Origin of the sequence: Pseudomonas sp. R4-35-07 (genome assembly GCF_003852235.1) — a bacterium.
Classification (GTDB): domain Bacteria; phylum Pseudomonadota; class Gammaproteobacteria; order Pseudomonadales; family Pseudomonadaceae; genus Aquipseudomonas.
Window position 1 is genome coordinate 5676405 of record NZ_CP027732.1, and the last position, 18802, is coordinate 5695206.

Annotated in this window: 20 protein-coding genes; 14 read left to right on the forward strand and 6 right to left on the reverse strand. The window is 61.5% G+C overall.

Annotated features, from left to right (window positions below; genetic code table 11):
• Positions 1-8 precede the first annotated feature (8 nt).
• Entirely contained in the window at positions 9-914 is a 906-nt protein-coding gene (gene argB / locus C4J89_RS26125) for an acetylglutamate kinase (protein WP_124372285.1), read from the forward strand.
• Positions 915-1112: 198 nt separating this feature from the next.
• Here the strand turns inward: argB and pyrE are convergent, their stop codons facing one another.
• Positions 1113-1757: an orotate phosphoribosyltransferase gene (pyrE, locus tag C4J89_RS26130; RefSeq protein WP_057723313.1), complete on the reverse strand. Its 645-nt coding sequence runs from the start codon at positions 1755-1757 to the stop codon at positions 1113-1115.
• Positions 1758-1839: 82 nt separating this feature from the next.
• Here pyrE and C4J89_RS26135 point away from each other — a divergent pair, with 82 nt between their 5' ends.
• Positions 1840-2619 carry an exodeoxyribonuclease III gene (locus C4J89_RS26135; protein WP_003195493.1) on the forward strand — a complete coding sequence of 260 codons (780 nt, stop codon included), beginning with the start codon at positions 1840-1842 and terminating at the stop codon, positions 2617-2619.
• A 58-nt stretch (positions 2620-2677) separates the two neighbouring features.
• Here C4J89_RS26135 and C4J89_RS26140 read toward each other — a convergent pair whose 3' ends face one another.
• Together C4J89_RS26140 and rph are read right to left on the reverse strand one after the other, a co-directional pair.
• Complete coding sequence (locus C4J89_RS26140; RefSeq protein WP_124364976.1) at positions 2678-3049, reverse strand: DUF4870 domain-containing protein; 372 nt, start codon at positions 3047-3049, stop codon at positions 2678-2680.
• 22 nt (positions 3050-3071) lie between these two features.
• Complete coding sequence (gene rph, locus C4J89_RS26145) at positions 3072-3794, reverse strand: ribonuclease PH (protein ID WP_124415913.1); 723 nt, start codon at positions 3792-3794, stop codon at positions 3072-3074.
• A 184-nt stretch (positions 3795-3978) separates the two neighbouring features.
• Between rph and C4J89_RS26150 the strand changes: the two genes are divergently transcribed.
• The 6 genes from C4J89_RS26150 (at position 3979) to C4J89_RS26175 (ending at position 9290) form a co-directional block, all read left to right on the forward strand.
• Positions 3979-4842 (forward strand): YicC/YloC family endoribonuclease, encoded by an 864-nt coding sequence (locus tag C4J89_RS26150; protein ID WP_124364978.1) that lies wholly within the window; start codon positions 3979-3981, stop codon positions 4840-4842.
• Between the two features lie 10 nt (positions 4843-4852).
• Positions 4853-5473 (forward strand): guanylate kinase, encoded by a 621-nt coding sequence (gmk, locus tag C4J89_RS26155; protein ID WP_124405667.1) that lies wholly within the window; start codon positions 4853-4855, stop codon positions 5471-5473.
• Between the two features lie 167 nt (positions 5474-5640).
• A complete protein-coding gene (gene rpoZ / locus C4J89_RS26160; protein ID WP_003176920.1) occupies positions 5641-5904 on the forward strand; it encodes a DNA-directed RNA polymerase subunit omega in 264 nt (87 codons plus the stop codon).
• Positions 5905-5964: 60 nt separating this feature from the next.
• Entirely contained in the window at positions 5965-8070 is a 2106-nt protein-coding gene (spoT, locus tag C4J89_RS26165) for a bifunctional GTP diphosphokinase/guanosine-3',5'-bis pyrophosphate 3'-pyrophosphohydrolase (protein ID WP_124364979.1), read from the forward strand.
• Positions 8071-8109: 39 nt separating this feature from the next.
• A complete protein-coding gene (locus tag C4J89_RS26170) occupies positions 8110-8490 on the forward strand; it encodes a RidA family protein (RefSeq protein ID WP_003176922.1) in 381 nt (126 codons plus the stop codon).
• A gap of 56 nt (positions 8491-8546) precedes the next feature.
• A complete protein-coding gene (locus C4J89_RS26175) occupies positions 8547-9290 on the forward strand; it encodes a hypothetical protein (RefSeq protein ID WP_124415914.1) in 744 nt (247 codons plus the stop codon).
• 123 nt (positions 9291-9413) lie between these two features.
• Here the strand turns inward: C4J89_RS26175 and C4J89_RS26180 are convergent, their stop codons facing one another.
• The gene (locus tag C4J89_RS26180; RefSeq protein ID WP_124415915.1) at positions 9414-10265 is read right to left on the reverse strand and encodes an SDR family oxidoreductase; all 852 of its coding nucleotides are present in this window, start codon (positions 10263-10265) and stop codon (positions 9414-9416) included.
• Between the two features lie 189 nt (positions 10266-10454).
• Here C4J89_RS26180 and exbB point away from each other — a divergent pair, with 189 nt between their 5' ends.
• The 6 genes from exbB to C4J89_RS26210 all read left to right on the forward strand — a co-directional run bounded on the left by exbB (position 10455) and on the right by C4J89_RS26210 (position 17240).
• Entirely contained in the window at positions 10455-11423 is a 969-nt protein-coding gene (gene exbB, locus C4J89_RS26185) for a tonB-system energizer ExbB (RefSeq protein WP_124415916.1), read from the forward strand.
• A 6-nt stretch (positions 11424-11429) separates the two neighbouring features.
• Positions 11430-11855: a TonB system transport protein ExbD gene (gene exbD / locus C4J89_RS26190; protein WP_003195519.1), complete on the forward strand. Its 426-nt coding sequence runs from the start codon at positions 11430-11432 to the stop codon at positions 11853-11855.
• Entirely contained in the window at positions 11852-12598 is a 747-nt protein-coding gene (locus C4J89_RS26195) for an energy transducer TonB (protein ID WP_124364984.1), read from the forward strand. Before exbD ends, C4J89_RS26195 begins: the two co-directional genes overlap by 4 nt.
• Before the next feature lie 159 nt (positions 12599-12757).
• Positions 12758-13678 (forward strand): hydrogen peroxide-inducible genes activator, encoded by a 921-nt coding sequence (locus C4J89_RS26200; RefSeq protein WP_124364985.1) that lies wholly within the window; start codon positions 12758-12760, stop codon positions 13676-13678.
• 8 nt (positions 13679-13686) lie between these two features.
• Positions 13687-15762: an ATP-dependent DNA helicase RecG gene (gene recG / locus C4J89_RS26205; RefSeq protein WP_124415917.1), complete on the forward strand. Its 2076-nt coding sequence runs from the start codon at positions 13687-13689 to the stop codon at positions 15760-15762.
• Positions 15763-15839: 77 nt separating this feature from the next.
• Positions 15840-17240, forward strand: a complete 1401-nt coding sequence (locus C4J89_RS26210) for an aminoacyl-tRNA deacylase and HDOD domain-containing protein (RefSeq protein WP_124368829.1) — start codon at positions 15840-15842, stop codon at positions 17238-17240.
• A 98-nt stretch (positions 17241-17338) separates the two neighbouring features.
• Here the strand turns inward: C4J89_RS26210 and C4J89_RS26215 are convergent, their stop codons facing one another.
• Positions 17339-17713 (reverse strand): helicase, encoded by a 375-nt coding sequence (locus C4J89_RS26215; RefSeq protein ID WP_124364988.1) that lies wholly within the window; start codon positions 17711-17713, stop codon positions 17339-17341.
• Between the two features lie 124 nt (positions 17714-17837).
• A complete protein-coding gene (gene tagQ / locus C4J89_RS26220; protein WP_124368832.1) occupies positions 17838-18761 on the reverse strand; it encodes a type VI secretion system-associated lipoprotein TagQ in 924 nt (307 codons plus the stop codon).
• Positions 18762-18802 lie beyond the last annotated feature (41 nt).

Sequence of the window (18802 nt, forward strand, 5' to 3'; positions counted from 1 at the left end):
AGCCCTGAATGACCCTCGAACGCGAAGCCGCTGCCAACACCGCCAAGGTCCTGTCCGAAGCGTTGCCTTACATTCGACGCTACGTCGGCAAGACGCTGGTGATCAAGTACGGCGGCAATGCCATGGAAAGCGACGAGCTGAAAACCGGCTTTGCCCGCGACATCGTGATGATGAAAGCCGTGGGGATCAACCCGGTTGTCGTCCACGGTGGTGGACCGCAAATCGGCGATCTGCTCAAGCGCTTGTCGATCGAGAGTCACTTCATCGATGGCATGCGCGTCACTGACGCGCAGACCATGGACGTGGTGGAGATGGTGCTCGGTGGCCAGGTCAACAAAGACATCGTCAACCTGATCAACCGCCACGGCGGCAGCGCCATCGGCCTGACCGGCAAGGATGCGGAACTGATCCGCGCGAAAAAACTGACCGTGACCCGTCAGACCCCGGAGATGACCCAGCCGGAAATCATCGACATCGGCCAGGTGGGCGAAGTGATCGGCATCAACACCGATCTGCTCAACCTGCTGGTCAAGGGTGACTTCATCCCGGTGATCGCGCCCATCGGCGTGGGCGTCAACGGTGAGTCCTATAACATCAACGCCGACCTGGTGGCGGGCAAAGTGGCTGAGGCGCTGAAGGCTGAAAAGCTGATGCTGCTGACCAACATTGCCGGCCTGATGGACAAGCAAGGCAAGGTGTTGACCGGCCTGACCACCCAGCAGGTGGACGAGCTGATTGCCGACGGCACTATCTACGGCGGCATGCTGCCAAAAATCCGCTGCGCGCTGGAAGCCGTGCAAGGCGGCGTCGGCAGCTCGCTGATCCTCGACGGCCGGGTGCCAAATGCAATCCTGCTGGAAATCTTCACCGATACCGGTGTGGGTACGTTGATCAGCAATCGCAAGCGTTCTTAGGTTCCAGAAAACAAAAGGCCCCGCTCAATCTGATTGAGCGGGGCCTTTTTTGCACAGATCTTGAAAACACCGAAGATCAAATGTGGGAGGGGGCTTGCCCCCGATAGCAGCGGGTCTGTGCTGAATTAATCAACTGATACACCGCCATCGGGGGCAAGCCCCCTCCCACATGAGCCCTCACCTGCATGAATATCTGTGTCAGACGCCAAACTGCTCGCGATACGCCTTAACTGCCGGCAAGTGCTGCTTGAGCTGCGGATCATCTTCCAGGAACTGCAACACCTGGTTCAACGACACAATGCTCACCACCGGAATGCCGAAATCACGCTCCACTTCCTGGATCGCCGACAACTCGCCGTTGCCACGCTCCTGGCGGTTCAGCGCGATCAGCACGCCGGCCGCCTTGGCGCCGTCCTGGGAAGCGATGATCTGCATCACTTCGCGGATCGCGGTGCCGGCGGTGATCACATCGTCGATGATCAGCACATCGCCCGTCAGCGGCGCGCCCACCAGGCTGCCACCTTCGCCGTGGGCCTTGGCTTCCTTGCGGTTGAAGCACCACGGCAGGTCCTGCCCGTGATGTTCCGCCAGCGCCACCGCGGTAGCCGCAGCCAGGGGAATGCCCTTGTAGGCCGGGCCAAACAGTACGTCGAAGGAAATACCGCTTTCAACGATGGCCGCCGCGTAGAAACGCCCCAGTTGAGCCAGGGCCGAACCCGAGTTGAACAGGCCTGCATTGAAGAAATACGGGCTGGTGCGCCCGGACTTGAGGGTGAACTCACCGAAGCGCAAAACCCCGCGATCGATGGCAAAACGAATGAAATCGCGTTGATACGCCTGCATGAAAAAAGCCTCAGATACCACGGATTTAGCTAATTAGGTAGACGGCGTGTATCATACACGCACGCGATTTTTGGGGCCATTTATGCGGATCATCAGTGTGAACGTTAATGGTATTCAGGCTGCAGTCGAGCGTGGTTTGCTCAGTTGGCTGCAAGCACAGAATGCCGACGTCATCTGCCTGCAGGACACCCGCGCCTCCGCCTTTGAACTGGACGACCCAGCCTTCCAACTGGATGGCTACTTCCTTTATGCCTGCGATGCCGAAGTGCCCACCCAAGGTGGCGTGGCTTTGTACTCGCGGTTGCAACCCAAGGCGGTCATCAGCGGCCTCGGCTTCGAGACAGCCGACCGCTACGGGCGCTACCTGCAAGCCGATTTCGACAAGGTCAGCATCGCGACCTTGCTGCTTCCTTCGGGGCAGAACGGCGATGAAGACTTGAACCAGAAATTCAAGCTAATGGACGATTTCGCCCGTTATCTGGATAAACAGCGACGCAAACGTCGCGAGTACATTTATTGTGGCTCGCTGTACGTGGCGCAACAGAAGCTGGATATCAAGAACTGGCGCGACAGCCAGCAATCCCCTGGCTTCCTGGCGCCGGAACGGGCCTGGATGGACGAGATTGTCGGCAACATGGGCTATGTCGACGCCCTGCGCGAAGTCAGCCGCGAAGGCGACCAGTACAGCTGGTGGCCGGATAACGAACAGGCTGAAATGCTCAACCTGGGTTGGCGTTTCGACTACCAACTGCTGACCCCAGGTCTGCGCCGGTTCGTACGCAGTGCCCGCTTGCCGCGCCAGCCGCGCTTCTCGCAGCACGCACCACTGATCGTGGACTACGACTGGACCTTGACCATCTGAGGTCTTTTTCCAGGCACAAAAAAACCGACAGCGATGTCGGTTTTTTTGTGGATGGCTATTATTTGACCAGACGCCAGGTCAGAGGATAGCGATAGGCGATCCCCTTGTTGGCCTTGATACTGCCGATGATGGTCAGCACCACCGTGGCAATCGCCAGGGCAATCATCAGGAAGAAACCAATCACTGCGAAGGCCAGCACGATGCAAGCGATCCAGGCGATGGCGACGGTGATCTGGAAATTCAGGGCTTCCTTGCCCTGATCATCAATAAACGCATCCTGCTCCTTCTTCATCTGCCACAGGATCAGTGGCCCCACAACGCTGCCGAAAGGGAACACGAACCCCAGAAACGCCGCGAGATGGCACAACATCGCCCCCTGCCGCACTTCATAGGAAGGCGCAGGCACCGGCATTTGGCTGTTGTCATTCATGGCGTTTCTCCTTGAGACCGGCTCAGTCAGCCAGTGCGGCGTTCTGCAGTTCGAAAATTTCGCTCATGCCTTTCTGCGCCAGGGCCAGCATGGCGTTCAGTTCAGCTGGCTGGAACGGCGCGCCTTCGGCGGTGCCCTGCACTTCGATGAAACCACCGGTGCTGGTCATAACCACGTTCAGGTCGGTCTCGGCGGCCGAGTCTTCCAGGTAGTCCAGGTCCAACACCGGCTCGCCCTGGTACATGCCGACCGAGACGGCGGCGATCATTTGCTTGAGCGGATCGCCGCCTTTGAGGCCGCCACGCTTCTTGATCACTTTCAGTGCGTCAACCAGGGCCACCATGGCGCCGGTGATCGACGCGGTGCGGGTGCCGCCGTCGGCCTGGATCACGTCGCAATCGACGTACAGGGTCACGTCGCCCAGCTTGGTCATGTCCAGGGCCGCGCGCAGGGAGCGGCCGATCAGGCGCTGGATTTCCAGGGTACGCCCGCCCTGTTTGCCACGGCTGGCCTCACGCTGGTTACGCTCGCCGGTGGCGCGCGGCAGCATGCCGTATTCAGCGGTCAACCAACCCTGGCCCTGGCCTTTGAGGAAGCGCGGCACGCCGTTCTCGACGCTGACGGTGCAGATGACCTTGGTATCGCCAAACTCGACCAGTACGGACCCCTCGGCGTGTTTGGTGTAGTTGCGGGTGATGCGGATCGAGCGGAGCTGATCGGCAGCGCGACCACTTGGACGTTTCATAGGGAATACCTGTACTGAGGACGAAAAACTGCCGAGCATTATAGAGCCGCCAGCCGATTCGGGGCACTTCTAAAAATCCGGTTACGAATGCGCATGTTTGGGCGCCTCCTGCGCACTGCGCTACAATCCTGCGCCTTCTTAACCACCAGCCCGTGTTTGCGGGACTGTAACGCGAGGTACCTCCATGGTGCACAGCATGACCGCCTTCGCCCGCGTCGAAAAAGCCGGCGCACAAGGCACCCTGAGCTGGGAACTGCGCTCGGTCAACAGCCGTTACCTGGAGCCGCATCTGCGCCTGCCGGAGTCGTTCCGCGACCTCGAGGGCGCCGTGCGTGAAGCGCTGCGCCAGGGCATTTCCCGCGGCAAGCTGGAATGCACCCTGCGCTTTACCGAAGAAACCACCGGCAAACCATTGCAGGTCGACCGCGACCGCGCCGCGCAACTGGTGGCTGCCGCTGAAACCATCGCCAGCCTGATCAAGCAGCCGGCCGCGCTGAACCCCCTGGAAGTGCTGGCCTGGCCCGGCGTGCTGGTGGCCGACGCCACCGACCCGCAAGCCCTCAACGCCGAGGCCCTGGCCCTGTTCAACCTGGGCCTCAAGGAACTCAAGGCCGGCCGCGAGCGTGAAGGCGCCGAGCTGGCGCGGTTGATCAGCGAGCGCTTGAGCTCAATCGAAGAAGACGTCGTCACCCTGCGTGAGCTGGTGCCGCAAATGCTCGCCACCCAGCGCCAGAAGGTCCTGGATCGCTTCGCCGACATGAAGGCCGACCTCGACCCCGTGCGCCTGGAGCAGGAAATGGTCCTGCTGGCACAAAAGAGTGATGTCGCCGAAGAGCTCGATCGCCTGAGCACCCACATCCTCGAAGTGCGCCGGGTGCTCAAGTCCGGTGGTGCCGCCGGTCGGCGCCTGGACTTCCTGATGCAGGAACTCAACCGCGAAGCCAATACACTGGGCTCCAAAGCGTTCGATCCGCGCAGCACCACGGCTGCGGTCAACCTCAAAGTGTTGATCGAGCAAATGCGCGAACAAGTACAGAATATTGAGTAAGGCACCCTCCATGACCCACAGCACCGGCACCCTTTACATCATTTCCGCCCCTTCGGGCGCGGGCAAGAGCAGCCTGGTCAAGGCCCTGACCGACGCTGACGAGCAGATCCGCATCTCGGTTTCCCACACCACGCGCGCCATGCGCCCGGGTGAAGTGAACGGCGTGCACTATCACTTCGTCGAGCGTACCGAGTTCGTCAAGATGATCGAGCACGGTGACTTCCTGGAGCGCGCCGAAGTATTCGGCAACCTCTATGGCACCTCGCAAAGTCATCTGCAGCAGACGCTGGATGAAGGCCATGACCTGATTCTGGAAATCGACTGGCAGGGCGCCGAACAAGTGCGCCAGCTGATGCCCAAGGCGCGTTCGATCTTCATCCTGCCGCCCTCGCTTGAAGCCCTGCACCAGCGCCTGACCAACCGCGGCCAGGACAGCAACGAGATCATCGAGGGCCGCATGCGCGAAGCCGTCAGCGAAATGAGCCACTACGTCGACTACGACTACCTGATCATCAACGACGATTTTGCCCACGCGCTGGATGATTTAAAGGCGATTTTCCGCGCCAACCAGCTGCAGCAAAAGCGTCAACAGCAGCGTTTCGGCAAATTACTCGCCGAACTGCTCGGCTGATTGGCCCTTCCCAAAACCGCTGCAAGAGCTTTACATTGGCACTTGCAGCGGTTTTGCGAGGGTCAGCGAAAAATCAGCGCTTCCCTAAACGCTGGTGATTTTTTAAACTGCTCAGTCCGCTCGCCCAACCGGGCAGCGCGCATCTTGCATTCGCTCCGAGGAATACCATGGCCCGCGTAACCGTTGAAGACTGCCTAGAACACGTGGATAACCGCTTTGAGCTGGTCATGCTCTCTACCAAGCGTGCCCGTCAACTGGCCACTGGCGGCAAAGAGCCCCTGGTCCAGTGGGAAAACGACAAGCCTACCGTTGTAGCCCTGCGTGAAATCGCAGAAGGCCTGATGAGCTATGAGTTCATCGCCAACGCTGAAATCGTTGAAGACGAACCGCTGTTCGCAGCGTTCGAGGACGAGTCCAACGAGGCCGTCTAAGCCTATGCCTGGTCGACGTAGCACGGCGCGGGGTCACAGCCTTCGGCAGGAGTTCACACTTTGCCGAGCATAGACGCCCTCGCCGATCGCTTATCGGCCTACCTCGGCCCCGACCAGGTCAACCTGGTCCGCCGAGCGTATTTCTACGCCGAACAAGCTCACGATGGCCAACGCCGTCGTAGTGGCGAAGCGTATGTCACGCATCCTCTTGCGGTGGCAAATATTCTGGCCGACATGCACATGGACCATCAGAGCTTGATGGCCGCGATGCTGCATGACGTGATCGAAGACACCGGCATCGCCAAGGAAGCGCTCAGCGCGCAATTTGGCGAAACCGTGGCCGAGCTGGTCGACGGGGTCAGCAAACTGACCCAGATGAACTTCGAGACCAAGGCCGAAGCCCAGGCGGAAAACTTCCAGAAGATGGCCATGGCCATGGCCCGCGATATCCGCGTGATCCTGGTCAAGCTGGCCGATCGACTGCACAACATGCGCACGTTGGAAGTGCTCTCCGGCGAAAAACGCCGGCGAATCGCCAAGGAAACCCTGGAAATCTACGCGCCCATCGCCAACCGGCTGGGCATGCACGCCATTCGTATCGAGTTCGAAGACCTCGGTTTCAAGGCCATGCACCCGATGCGCTCGGCGCGCATCTACCAGGCGGTCAAGCGCGCCCGGGGCAACCGCAAGGAAATCGTCAACAAGATCGAAGAGTCCCTGAGCCATTGCCTGGCGATCGACGAGATCGAAGGCGAAGTCAGCGGACGGCAGAAACACATCTACGGCATCTACAAGAAGATGCGCGGCAAGCGTCGGGCCTTCAACGAGATCATGGACGTGTATGCGTTCCGGATCATCGTCGACAAGGTCGACACCTGCTACCGCGTACTGGGCGCTGTACATAATTTGTACAAACCGCTGCCGGGGCGCTTCAAGGATTACATCGCGATTCCCAAGGCCAACGGCTATCAGTCGCTGCATACCACGTTGTTCGGTATGCACGGCGTGCCGATCGAGATCCAGATCCGCACCCGCGAAATGGAAGAGATGGCCAACAACGGCATCGCTGCCCATTGGCTGTACAAATCCAGCGGCGATGAGCAGCCCAAAGGCACCCATGCCCGTGCCCGCCAGTGGGTCAAGGGCGTGCTGGAAATGCAGCAACGTGCCGGCAACTCCCTGGAATTCATCGAAAGCGTGAAGATCGACCTGTTCCCGGACGAGGTCTACGTGTTCACGCCCAAAGGCCGGATCATGGAGCTGCCCAAGGGCTCCACGGCGGTCGACTTTGCCTACGCCGTGCATACCGATGTGGGCAACAGCTGTATCGCCTGTCGGATCAATCGTCGTCTCGCGCCGCTGTCCGAACCGCTGCAAAGCGGCTCCACGGTGGAGATCGTCAGTGCACCGGGCGCGCGACCGAATCCGGCCTGGCTCAACTTCGTCGTGACCGGCAAGGCGCGTACGCACATCCGCCACGCCTTGAAACTGCAGCGGCGTTCCGAATCCATCAGCCTGGGCGAACGCCTGCTGAACAAGGTGCTCAACGGTTTTGACAGCGCCTTGGACAAGGTCCCGCAGGAGCGCGTGCAAGCGATGCTTCACGAGTACCGCCAGGAAACCATCGAGGACCTGCTGGAAGACATCGGCCTGGGCAACCGCATGGCCTACGTGGTTGCACGCCGCCTGCTCGGCGAAGGCGAACAGCTGCCGAGCCCCGAAGGCCCGTTGGCGATTCGCGGCACCGAGGGCCTGGTGCTCAGCTATGCCAAATGCTGCACTCCGATCCCGGGCGACCCGATTGTCGGCCACCTGTCGGCGGGCAAAGGCATGGTGGTGCACCTGGACAACTGCCGCAATATCAGCGAAATCCGGCACAACCCGGAAAAATGCATCCAGCTTTCGTGGGCCAAGGATGTCACCGGCGAATTCAATGTCGAGCTGCGCGTGGAGCTGGAGCACCAGCGTGGCTTGATCGCGCTGCTGGCCAGCAGCGTCAACGCGGCCGACGGCAATATCGAGAAAATCAGCATGGACGAACGCGATGGGCGCATCAGCGTGGTCCAGCTGGTGGTCAGCGTGCACGACCGCGTGCACCTGGCCCGCGTGATCAAGAAACTGCGTGCCTTGACCGGCGTGATTCGCATCACCCGCATGCGTGCGTAGTTCTTCAAACAAGCCATCGCCTATTACAAGGAGTCATTCATGACCAAGACAGTAATCACCAGCGACAAAGCCCCGGCCGCCATCGGTACGTATTCCCAGGCGATCAAGGCGGGCAATACCGTCTACATGTCCGGCCAGATCCCGCTGGACCCAAAGACCATGGAACTGGTGGAAGGCTTTGAAGCACAGACCGTACAGGTCTTCGAAAACCTCAAGTCCGTGGCTGAAGCGGCTGGCGGTTCGTTCAAAGACATCGTCAAGCTGAACATCTTCCTCACCGACCTGAGCCACTTCGCCAAGGTCAACGAGATCATGGGCAAGTACTTCGAACAGCCGTACCCAGCCCGCGCCGCCATCGGCGTCGCTGCCCTGCCAAAGGGCGCGCAGGTTGAAATGGACGCAATTCTGGTCATCGAGTAAAAACACCCGGCGCAGCCTCAACCGCTGCGCCGACTTTGTTTCAGAAGGATTTAGTCATGCGCAAAGCGCTTATTGCCTCTTCGTTGCTCGCATTGCTGCTCGGCGGCTGTGCCAGCAACCCTGCCAATCTGGATGTGAGCGGTACCTGGATCAACCAGGCCGCCATCGATGCGGCAGCCAAGGGCGGCCCTTTGCGTGAAGCCTTGCAGACCTTTGGCCCGAACCTCGAATGGGAGGTCAACACCAAGGCCCTGCAGGCACGCTACTACAACGGTTTTGAAGTAGCGGAAGGCAAGTTGCTGGCGCAAAAGCCCGGCGCCTGGAGCGTGGACTTCTACGGCAGCTCTGCCACCGAGCTCAAGCGTAGAGGCAAAAAGCTGCTGCAGGTGGCCAACGACAACGAGCCTGAGCAACTGTTCACGCGCTCCCAGGACCCGGCTCCGGAGGGCGCACCACTGGGCGCCAACTTCGAGCGGGCGCTTTATGCGGCGTACCTGGGCGGAGACTGGAAGATCACCGACGGTGTCGGTAATGGCGCCACGGTACAGTTCCAGGCCAACGGCAAAGTCGCCGGCCTGCCTGGCGCTGATCAGTATTCGCTGTGCCTGGCCGGGGATTGCGCCTCCATGAGCGGCGGCTACGACAGCCTTTGGCTGCAGGAGAATGGCGTGGGCAACCCGTGGATCTTTGCGCGCAAGGGCAAGCAGCTGGAAATCTTCCAGGCGATCAACACTGCGCAAGCCGATGAAGTGCCGTCCTTCACGCCTGGCCCGCGCCAGTGGTTGCTTGAAAAGCAATAACCGCTGCGACACAGATCCAAATGTGGGAGGGGGCTTGCCCCCGATAGCGTTTCTTCAGTCAACCTCTCTTTGGCTGACACACCGTTATCGGGGGCTAGTCCCCTCCCACATTTTGTCCGTCGTTCAACCTTTCAAAATGGCTGCATAGCCTTCGCGATAAGTCGGATAGGTCGGCTTCCAGCCCAGCGCCTTGATGCGCGCATTGCTGCACTGCTTGCTGCCCGCACGCCGCACACTGGCGTCCTCGGACCACTCCGTCACGCCCAGATACTCGCGCAACCAACCCACCACCTCGGCCAATGGCGCCGGCGCATCGTCGACCCCGATATAAACCTTGTCCAGCGAACCGCCCTGCTCCACATGCCGCAACAAAAACGCCAACACGCCCGCAGCGTCATCGGCGTGAATCCGGTTGCCATATAAAGGCGGGTCGACGGCTACGCGATAACCCTGCCGAACCTGTGTCAGCAGCCACTCGCGGCCTGGACCATAAATGCCGGTCAGCCGCACGACGCTCGCGGGGATGCCACTATTGAGTGCCACTTGCTCGGCTTCGAGCATGACTTGGCCGGAATAACCCTTCGCCTGAGTTTCAGAGGTTTCGTCGACCCACTCGCCATTCTGCTGCCCATATACGCTGCTGCTGGACACAAACAGCAAATGCCTGGGCGTCTGGCCGTAATCGCCCAGCCACTCCAGCACATGCTGCAACCCCTGCACGTAGGCAGCGCGGTAACCGGCCTCATCGTGGTCGGTGGCCGCAGCGCAGTACACCAGGTAATCCACCCCGCCGATCGGCCAGGTATCGGGACAGGCTTTATCGAACAGATCACCGGCGATGCCGATCACGCCGCCGGGAAGGCGCGAAATATCGCGGCGCAGGCCATGCACCTCCCATCCTGCGGCCAGCAATTGGCTAGCCAGCCGACTACCCACATCGCCGCAACCGGCAATCACAACAGAAGGCGCAGACATCATAAAACTCCATTCTCAAAGGCGCAGATTAGCCGCGCGAGAGGATCAACGGCCAGTAAAAAGCGAAATAAAGTAACAGTGCCACTTTAGTTAACAAGAATTACTTGCAATAATAACCACCCATTTGTCCTCGACCCACAGGGGTCTGGCAGGACGATCACCCATTCTTTTCTCTCAGGTCCGGCCAGCATGACACGTCATACAAACCCCGCTTCGCCAACCAAGCCTCACAGCCCATCCCGCGCGTGGCGTGCGATTGCTGCGATGCTGTTCAGCGTACTGCTGGCGCCGACCGCCGCCTTCGCTGATGCCACCGCACCTGCCGCGCCAGCCGCTGCCGAGCAGAATACCGCCACCCCGGCTGCGCCTGCCGCCGCGCCAACCGACCCGGCCCAGGCTGCAGCTCCTGCCGACGGCACTGGGGTAGTGCTGGAAGAAGACAACACCCTGGGCATGGCCCATGACCTGTCCCCGTGGGGCATGTACCAGAACGCCGACGTGGTGGTGAAAGCCGTGATGATCGGCCTGGCTATCGCCTCCATCATTACCTGGACCATCTGGATCGCCAAAGGCTTCGAGCTGCTGGGCGCCAAGCGTCGTCTGCGCACTGAAATCGTCCACTTGAAAAAGGCCGCCACCCTCAAGGAAGCCAGCGAGACGGCAACCAAGAAGGGCACACTGGCCAACACACTGGTGCACGATGCGTTGGAAGAAATGCGCCTGTCGGCCAACACCCGCGAAAAAGAAGGCATCAAGGAACGCGTCAGCTTCCGCCTGGAGCGCCTGGTGGCCGCTTGCGGTCGCAACATGAGCAGTGGCACCGGCGTACTGGCGACCATCGGTTCCACCGCCCCCTTCGTCGGCCTCTTCGGTACCGTGTGGGGCATCATGAACAGCTTCATCGGCATCGCCAAAACCCAGACCACCAACCTCGCCGTGGTTGCTCCCGGCATCGCCGAAGCCTTGCTGGCTACCGCCCTGGGCCTGGTTGCCGCGATCCCAGCGGTGGTGATCTACAACGTCTTCGCCCGTTCGATCGCCGGCTACAAGGCCCAGGTATCGGACGCGTCGGCAGAAGTCCTGCTGCTGGTCAGCCGCGACCTCGATCACCTGCCTACCGAGCGCAGCTCGCAACCGCACATGGTGAAAGTGGGGTAATCGGCCATGGGCCTGCATTTGAATCAAGGCGACGACGAGCTCGTCGAGAATCACGAAATCAACGTCACGCCGTTTATCGACGTGATGCTGGTGCTGCTGATCATCTTCATGGTGGCAGCACCGTTGGCTACCGTGGACATCAAGGTTGACCTTCCCGCGTCCAGCGCCAAGCCGGCGCCACGCCCGGAGAAGCCGATTTTTCTCAGCGTGAAGGCCGACCAGCGCCTGTTCCTGGGCGAAGAAGAAGTCAAGGCTGAAACCCTGGGGCCGGTGCTCGATGCCAAGACCCAGGGCAAGAAAGACACGACCATCTTCTTCCAGGCCGACAAGGGTGTGGACTACGGCGACCTGATGAGCGTGATGGACGCCTTGCGGGCAGCCGGCTACCTCAAGGTAGGCCTGGTCGGACTTGAGACGGCAGCCAAGAAATGATCACGACGCGCCACAAACTGACGCGTTATGGCAGCAGCCTCGCAGTCGTGCTGGGCGTGCATGCCGTCGCGATCATCATCGCGCTTAAATGGTCCGCGCCCCAGGCGATCCCGTTGCCTCCGGCCGCGATGGTCATCGACTTGGCGCCCCTGCCGGCGCCACCGCCACCGCCTGCACCGCCCAAGGTCGTTGCGCCACCGCCACCACCGGTCGAAGAGCTGCCGCTGCCGAAGTTGGCCGAGGCGCCCAAGCCGACGATCCAGGTGCCTAAACCGGTCAAGCCCAAACCCAAGCCACAACCGCCCAAGCCGGTGGAGAAAAAGCCCGAGCCGCCCAAGGAGAAACCTTCCGAGGAGCCACCGAGCGACACGCCGCCGAGCAACGCGCCTGCGCAGAAATCCGCCCAGCCCGCTCCCGGCCCGTCGGCGCAACAGCTTGCCGCCCAGGCCTCCTGGCAAAGCACCCTGCTGGCGCACCTGCAAAAGTACAAGAAGTACCCGCCGGGCGCCCAGCAACGTGGCAAGGAAGGCATGAACCGCTTGCGCTTCGTGGTCGACGGCGAAGGCAATGTGTTGTCCTACGAGTTGGAGGGCCGCTCCGGCAACGCCGACCTGGACCGCGCCACGCTGGAGATGATCCGTAAGGCTCAACCCCTGCCCAAACCACCGGCCGACCTGTTGAAAAACGGCAGTGTGGAGCTCGTCGCACCGTTCGTTTACAACATCGATAAACGTCGCCGCTAGCAGGGCAATGTGGAAGGGGGCTGGCTCCCTTCCACATTCAGCGGCAGCGAATCAGCAAAATTACCGACAGTCCTCGCTCAATCCCCAGCAAAGTTCTGATAACGTGCGTCTATCGATTGCAGCCGGTATGCTTGGCTCGCAACCTCATGGACGCCCGCTATGACTCTTACAGAATTACGCTACATCGTGACCCTCGCCCAAGAACAGCACTTCGGCCACGCGGCCGAGCGTTGCCACGTCAGCCAGCCGACGCTGTCGGTGGGCGTGAAAAAGCTCGAAGACGAACTCGGTGTGCTGATTTTCGAGCGCAGCAAGAGCGCCGTGCGCCTCACCCCGGTGGGCGAAGGCATTGTTGCCCAGGCCCAGAAGGTGCTGGAACAAGCGCAAAGCATTCGCGAGCTAGCCCAGGCCGGCAAGAACCAGCTGACCGCACCGCTCAAGGTCGGCGCCATCTACACTGTCGGCCCGTACCTGTTCCCCCATCTGATCCCGCAACTGCACCGCGTCGCGCCGCAAATGCCGTTGTATATCGAAGAAAACTTCACCCACGTGCTGCGCGACAAACTGCGCAACGGCGAGCTGGACGCGATCATCATCGCCTTGCCGTTCAACGAGGCGGACGTGTTGACCCTGCCGCTCTACGACGAGCCGTTCTACGTACTGATGCCCGCCTCGCACCCGTGGACGCAGAAGGAAACCATCGACGCCGGCCTGCTCAATGACAAGAGCCTGCTGCTGCTCGGTGAAGGCCACTGCTTCCGCGACCAAGTGCTGGAAGCCTGCCCGACCCTGACCAAAGGCAACGACGGCGCCAAGCACACCACGGTGGAATCCAGCTCCCTGGAGACCATTCGCCACATGGTCGCGTCCGGCCTGGGTATTTCGATCCTGCCGTTGTCGGCGGTAGACAGCCATCACTACGCCCCCGGCGTAATCGAAGTGCGCCCACTTACGCCGCCGGTGCCCTTCCGCACGGTGGCAATCGCCTGGCGCGCCAGCTTTCCACGGCCAAAAGCGATTGAGATCCTCGCCGACTCGATCCGCCTGTGCTCGGTGGCCAAGCCGCCTGCTGCGAGCTAAGTAACCGTATGACTGAGCTGTCGCAGGTGCCGGTGACGGCACTCAAGGGTGTCGGTGAGGCCATGGCCGAGAAACTCGCCAAAGTCGGCCTGGAAAACCTTCAGGACGTGCTGTTCCATCTGCCGCTGCGTTATCAGGATCGTACCCGCGTCGTGCCCATCGGCCACTTGCGTCCCGGCCAGGACGCGGTGATCGAAGGCACCGTCAGCGGCGCCGACGTGGTAATGGGCAAGCGCCGCAGCCTGGTGGTGCGCCTGCAGGACGGCACCGGCGGCCTGAGCCTGCGCTTCTACCATTTCAGCAATGCGCAGAAAGAAGGCCTCAAGCGCGGTACCCGCGTGCGTTGCTACGGCGAAGCGCGTCCGGGGGCCTCGGGCCTGGAGATCTACCACCCGGAGTACCGCGCCATTACCGGCGACGAACCACCGCCGGTGGACACCACCCTCACGCCGATCTACCCGCTGACCGAAGGCCTTACCCAGCAACGCCTGCGCCAGTTGTGCATGCAAACCCTGACGATGCTCGGCCCGCAAAGCCTGCCCGACTGGCTGCCGCTGGAGCTGGCCCGCGATTATCAGCTGGCGCCTCTGGCGGATGCGATTCGCTACCTGCATCACCCGCCGGCCGACGCCGATGTGGACGAACTCGCCCTCGGCCATCACTGGGCGCAGCATCGCCTGGCCTTCGAAGAACTGCTGACCCATCAACTGTCCCAGCAGCGCCTGCGCGAAAGCATGCGCTCGCTGCGCGCACCGGCGATGCCTAAAGCCACGCGCCTGCCCGCGCAATACCTGGCCAATCTGGGCTTCGCACCGACCGGCGCGCAGCAACGCGTCGGCAATGAAATCGCCTACGACCTCAGCCAGCAGGAACCGATGCTGCGCCTGATCCAGGGCGATGTGGGCGCGGGCAAGACCGTGGTCGCCGCCCTCGCCGCCTTGCAGGCCCTGGAAGCCGGTTACCAGGTCGCGTTGATGGCGCCCACGGAAATTCTCGCTGAGCAACACTTCATCACCTTCAAACGCTGGCTCGAGCCGCTGGGGCTGGAAGTCGCGTGGCTGGCCGGCAAGCTCAAGGGCAAGACGCGCGCAGCGGCGCTGGAGCAGATTGCCGGCGGCACGCCGATGGTGGTGGGCACCCATGCGCTGTTCCAGGATGAAGTGCAGTTCAAGAACCTGGCCCTGGTGATCATCGACGAACAGCACCGCTTTGGCGTGCAACAGCGCCTGGCCCTGCGCCAGAAAGGCGTGGGTGGGCGCATGAACCCGCACCAGTTGATCATGACCGCCACGCCAATCCCACGCACCCTGGCCATGAGTGCCTACGCCGACCTCGACACCTCGATCCTCGACGAACTGCCGCCCGGCCGTACGCCGGTCAACACCGTGCTGGTCACCGACACGCGACGCGTCGAAGTGATCGAACGCGTGCGCGGCGCCTGCGCCGAAGGCCGCCAGGCGTATTGGGTGTGTACGCTGATCGAAGAGTCCGAGGAGCTGACCTGCCAGGCCGCCGAAACCACCTATGAAGACCTCACCAGTGCCCTGGGCGAGCTCAAGGTCGGGCTGATCCACGGCCGTATGAAACCTGCCGAAAAAGCTGCAGTGATGGCCGAGTTCAAGGCCGGCAACCTGCAACTGCTCGTGGCCACTACTGTGATCGAGGTCGGCGTGGACGTGCCCAACGCCAGCCTGATGATCATTGAAAACCCCGAACGCCTGGGCTTGGCCCAACTGCACCAGTTGCGCGGCCGCGTCGGCCGAGGCAGCGCCGCCAGCCATTGCGTGCTGCTGTATCACCCGCCGCTGTCGCAGATCGGCCGCCAGCGGCTGGGCATCATGCGCGAAACCAACGACGGCTTTGTCATCGCCGAAAAAGACCTCGAGCTGCGCGGCCCGGGAGAAATGCTCGGTACCCGCCAAACCGGTCTGCTGCAATTCAAGGTCGCCGACCTGATGCGCGACGCCGACCTGTTGCCCGCAGTGCGCGATGCGGCGCAAGCGCTGCTGGAACGCTGGCCTGAGCATGTCAGCCCGCTGCTCAACCGCTGGCTGCGGCACGGGCAGCAATACGGCCAAGTGTGACAGCCGACTCACTTATCCGACCTACACCTCTACCAAGCTGGTTATACTCCAATGAATGAAAAAAATTGGATCAGGCCATGTCAGAAGTTGCCCTCGCTACCGCCCCACTGACCGCCCCGCCGGTCATTCGGGCGTTGCTCGCAAAGCTCGCCATCCCCTACACGGAAGTCGCCGAACAGACGGGCCTGAACCCTGCGCGAAAGGTCCAGGCGGTACTGCTCGAAGATGCCGTTGGCGCGCTCATGGTGCTGTTCCCCCAAAGCCAGTTGCTCGACCTCAACCGCCTTACCGAGCTCACCGGTCGGCGCCTCACCGCCGTGGCGCCGGAGCGCGTCGAGCGCATGCTGGGCAAGCATGAGCTGAACCTGCTGCCGGGCCTGCCGCCGCTCACCAGTTCGCCGTGCCTGTATGAAGGCAGCCTGCTCAACGAGCCGAGTCTATTGGTGCATTCGGGCGAAGCCGGGTTGCTGCTGGAAATCGCCAGCGAGCACTTCAAGACCATGCTGACCAAGGCCAGTGCGGCTCAGTTCGGCGAGCCCCTGAGCAACATTCGCCCCAACCTCGACCGCCCCAATGATGACCGTGAGGAAATCACCCAGGCGATGCAGGCATTCACTGCCCGCCGTATTCAGCAACGCCTGGAAGCGACCATCGAGATTCCGCCACTGGCCGACACCGCGCAGAAGATCATCAAGCTGCGTGTCGACCCCAACGCCACCATCGACGACATCACCGGCGTGGTGGAAACCGACCCGGCCCTGGCCGCCCAAGTGGTGAGCTGGGCGGCGTCGCCCTACTACGCTTCGCCGGGCAAGATCCGCTCGGTGGAAGACGCCATCGTGCGCGTGCTGGGCTTCGATCTGGTGATCAACCTGGCGCTGGGCCTGGCCCTGGGTAAAACCCTGAGCCTGCCCAAGGACCGCCCGCATCCGTCCACGCCGTACTGGCACCAGTCGATCTACACCGCCGCCGTGATCGAAGGCCTGACCCGCGCCATGCCCCGCGCCCAGCGCCCGGAAGCCGGCCTGACCTACCTGGCAGGGTTGCTGCACAACTTTGGTTACCTGCTGCTGGCCCATGTGTTCCCGCCGCACTTTTCGCTGATCTGCCGCCACCTGGAGGTCAACCCGCACCTGTGCCACAGTTACGTGGAACAACACCTGCTGGGCATCAGCCGCGAGCAGATCGGCGCCTGGCTGATGCGTTACTGGGACATGCCGGACGAACTGTCCACCGCCCTGCGCTTCCAGCACGACCCGAGCTATGACGGGCAGTACGCCGAATACCCGAACCTGGTGTGCCTGGCCGTGCGCCTGTTGCGCAGCCGAGGAATCGGTTCCGGGCCGGATGAAACCATCCCGGATGCACTGCTCGAGCGCCTGGGCTTGAGCCGGGAAAAGGCTGAAGACGTGGTCGGCAAGGTGCTGGATGCCGAGGTGTTGTTGCGCGAACTAGCCTCGCAGTTCAGCCAGCACTGAACCTGATCATTCCCACGCTCCGCGTCACCACTTAAGAGCGGACGCGGAGCGTCCAAAGCGGCATTCCCACGCAGAGCGTGGGAACGATCACTGAACGCTTACTTCTTTTTCTTCGGCTTCAGATACTTGGTCAACCCCTGGAACCAGATCACCAGCCCCGGGTTGCCCTTGATCTGGATCGATTTGTCCTGAATCCCCGTCATGAACGCCAGTTGCTTGTTCTTCGCCTGCATCGTGGCGAAGCCGTAGGCGGCGTCTTTGAAGGCAATCGCAAACGCCGGCTCAGGGTGTACACCCGAGCGGCTAGTGATGCGTTGGTCTTTGACGATGAAGTGACGGGCAACCTTGCCGTCGAGGGTCTGCAGCTGGAAGGCCAGGTCTTTGTCACCTAGCTGCTGCTGGAAGGCGGGGTTGGTGCGGCTGGCTTTGCCCATCATCAGGCCCAGCACCCACAGGAGAAGACGAAATTTCATGCACACGGCCTCGGTGTAATTATTGAGTGGCCGCAGCAGTGTAACGATTTGCAAACAGAACGCCACCGATCTCGCGCTTTAGCGGGAGATCGGTTGACGTTTAACGCTTATAGCAACAGGTTACTTAAACGTTAGGGCAAGGAACCGGGGCCCAGTCGGCCAGGTTTGGATCGCGGCAGCTGCCTTCGAGCTGAGCCTTGCCGGAGCTGGCGACCTGCTTGCTTTCAGCCTGCTTGGCCTGAACGGTCTGGATGCTCTTCTCGGTGGTCACCGCTTCTTTCGGCACGGTCGGGAGCACGGGTTTCTTGGCCGGCTTCACGGCTTTCTTGCCTTTGGCCGGAGTGACCACAGGCGTGGTGTCGGCGGTGGCCACGGTCACCACGTCGCTACGCTGCACGCCAACCTGCTGCAGGTCTTTCTCGTAGGCCTGGGTGTAGTTGTTAAGGTCTTCGCTGGCTTTGCCGTTGACTGCGACGATCAAGTCATTGGATTCCTTCAGGCCCGCAACGATTTCCGCCAGGCGCTTGCGGCCTTCGGTGTCGTTGACGGTCTTGGCCTTGCGGTCTGCGACCAGCTTGGTGAATGCGCTCTGGTAGCACTGTTGCGAAGCCTTGGCATAAGCAGTGCTGCGGTCGATGTCCGAGGCACTTTTGTTGAAGTCGGTGGAGTAGGAAGCGATGCGCTGGTTGTCATCGCTGATCTGCTTCTGACGCTCGGTGTAGTAGCCCGCCGCGCCACCCGCCAGGGCGCCGCCCGCTGCGCCGATAGCGGCGTTACGGCCGCGCTTTTCCTTGTCGCCGGTCAGGGCGCCCAGCAAGGCACCGCCGGCCGCGCCGATGGCTGCGCCGGTCACCACCGACTTGGTCATGTTCGAATCGGTAGCACGCAGGTGCTGCACCGGCTCGTAGCAGTTGGGGTAGTACTCAACCTTGGTGCTCGACGCGACCTTGGACGCAGGCGACGTTGCGCAACCGGTCAACACGGTACTGAAACCGGCCGCAATCAGCAGCAGGTGACGCTTGGAAACCGACTTACGGGAAAAAAGCATAGGTGTGATCTCTATTAAGTTTGACTTGCCCAGCACGGCCC

What these genes read in the sequence shown, in the direction of transcription:
- tagQ (WP_124368832.1), bottom strand. Translation starts at nt 18,761, where the DNA reads ATGCTTTTTTCCCGTAAGTCGGTTTCCAAGCGTCACCTGCTGCTGATT.
- C4J89_RS26170 (WP_003176922.1), top strand. Translation starts at nt 8,110, where the DNA reads ATGACCAAGACAGTAATCACCAGCGACAAAGCCCCGGCCGCCATCGGT.
- C4J89_RS26140 (WP_124364976.1), bottom strand. Translation starts at nt 3,049, where the DNA reads ATGAATGACAACAGCCAAATGCCGGTGCCTGCGCCTTCCTATGAAGTG.
- gmk (WP_124405667.1), top strand. Translation starts at nt 4,853, where the DNA reads ATGACCCACAGCACCGGCACCCTTTACATCATTTCCGCCCCTTCGGGC.
- exbD (WP_003195519.1), top strand. Translation starts at nt 11,430, where the DNA reads ATGGGCCTGCATTTGAATCAAGGCGACGACGAGCTCGTCGAGAATCAC.
- rph (WP_124415913.1), bottom strand. Translation starts at nt 3,794, where the DNA reads ATGAAACGTCCAAGTGGTCGCGCTGCCGATCAGCTCCGCTCGATCCGC.
- C4J89_RS26135 (WP_003195493.1), top strand. Translation starts at nt 1,840, where the DNA reads ATGCGGATCATCAGTGTGAACGTTAATGGTATTCAGGCTGCAGTCGAG.
- rpoZ (WP_003176920.1), top strand. Translation starts at nt 5,641, where the DNA reads ATGGCCCGCGTAACCGTTGAAGACTGCCTAGAACACGTGGATAACCGC.
- C4J89_RS26215 (WP_124364988.1), bottom strand. Translation starts at nt 17,713, where the DNA reads ATGAAATTTCGTCTTCTCCTGTGGGTGCTGGGCCTGATGATGGGCAAA.
- C4J89_RS26200 (WP_124364985.1), top strand. Translation starts at nt 12,758, where the DNA reads ATGACTCTTACAGAATTACGCTACATCGTGACCCTCGCCCAAGAACAG.
- C4J89_RS26210 (WP_124368829.1), top strand. Translation starts at nt 15,840, where the DNA reads ATGTCAGAAGTTGCCCTCGCTACCGCCCCACTGACCGCCCCGCCGGTC.
- C4J89_RS26195 (WP_124364984.1), top strand. Translation starts at nt 11,852, where the DNA reads ATGATCACGACGCGCCACAAACTGACGCGTTATGGCAGCAGCCTCGCA.
- C4J89_RS26175 (WP_124415914.1), top strand. Translation starts at nt 8,547, where the DNA reads ATGCGCAAAGCGCTTATTGCCTCTTCGTTGCTCGCATTGCTGCTCGGC.
- pyrE (WP_057723313.1), bottom strand. Translation starts at nt 1,757, where the DNA reads ATGCAGGCGTATCAACGCGATTTCATTCGTTTTGCCATCGATCGCGGG.
- exbB (WP_124415916.1), top strand. Translation starts at nt 10,455, where the DNA reads ATGACACGTCATACAAACCCCGCTTCGCCAACCAAGCCTCACAGCCCA.
- C4J89_RS26180 (WP_124415915.1), bottom strand. Translation starts at nt 10,265, where the DNA reads ATGTCTGCGCCTTCTGTTGTGATTGCCGGTTGCGGCGATGTGGGTAGT.
- C4J89_RS26150 (WP_124364978.1), top strand. Translation starts at nt 3,979, where the DNA reads ATGGTGCACAGCATGACCGCCTTCGCCCGCGTCGAAAAAGCCGGCGCA.
- argB (WP_124372285.1), top strand. Translation starts at nt 9, where the DNA reads ATGACCCTCGAACGCGAAGCCGCTGCCAACACCGCCAAGGTCCTGTCC.
- recG (WP_124415917.1), top strand. Translation starts at nt 13,687, where the DNA reads ATGACTGAGCTGTCGCAGGTGCCGGTGACGGCACTCAAGGGTGTCGGT.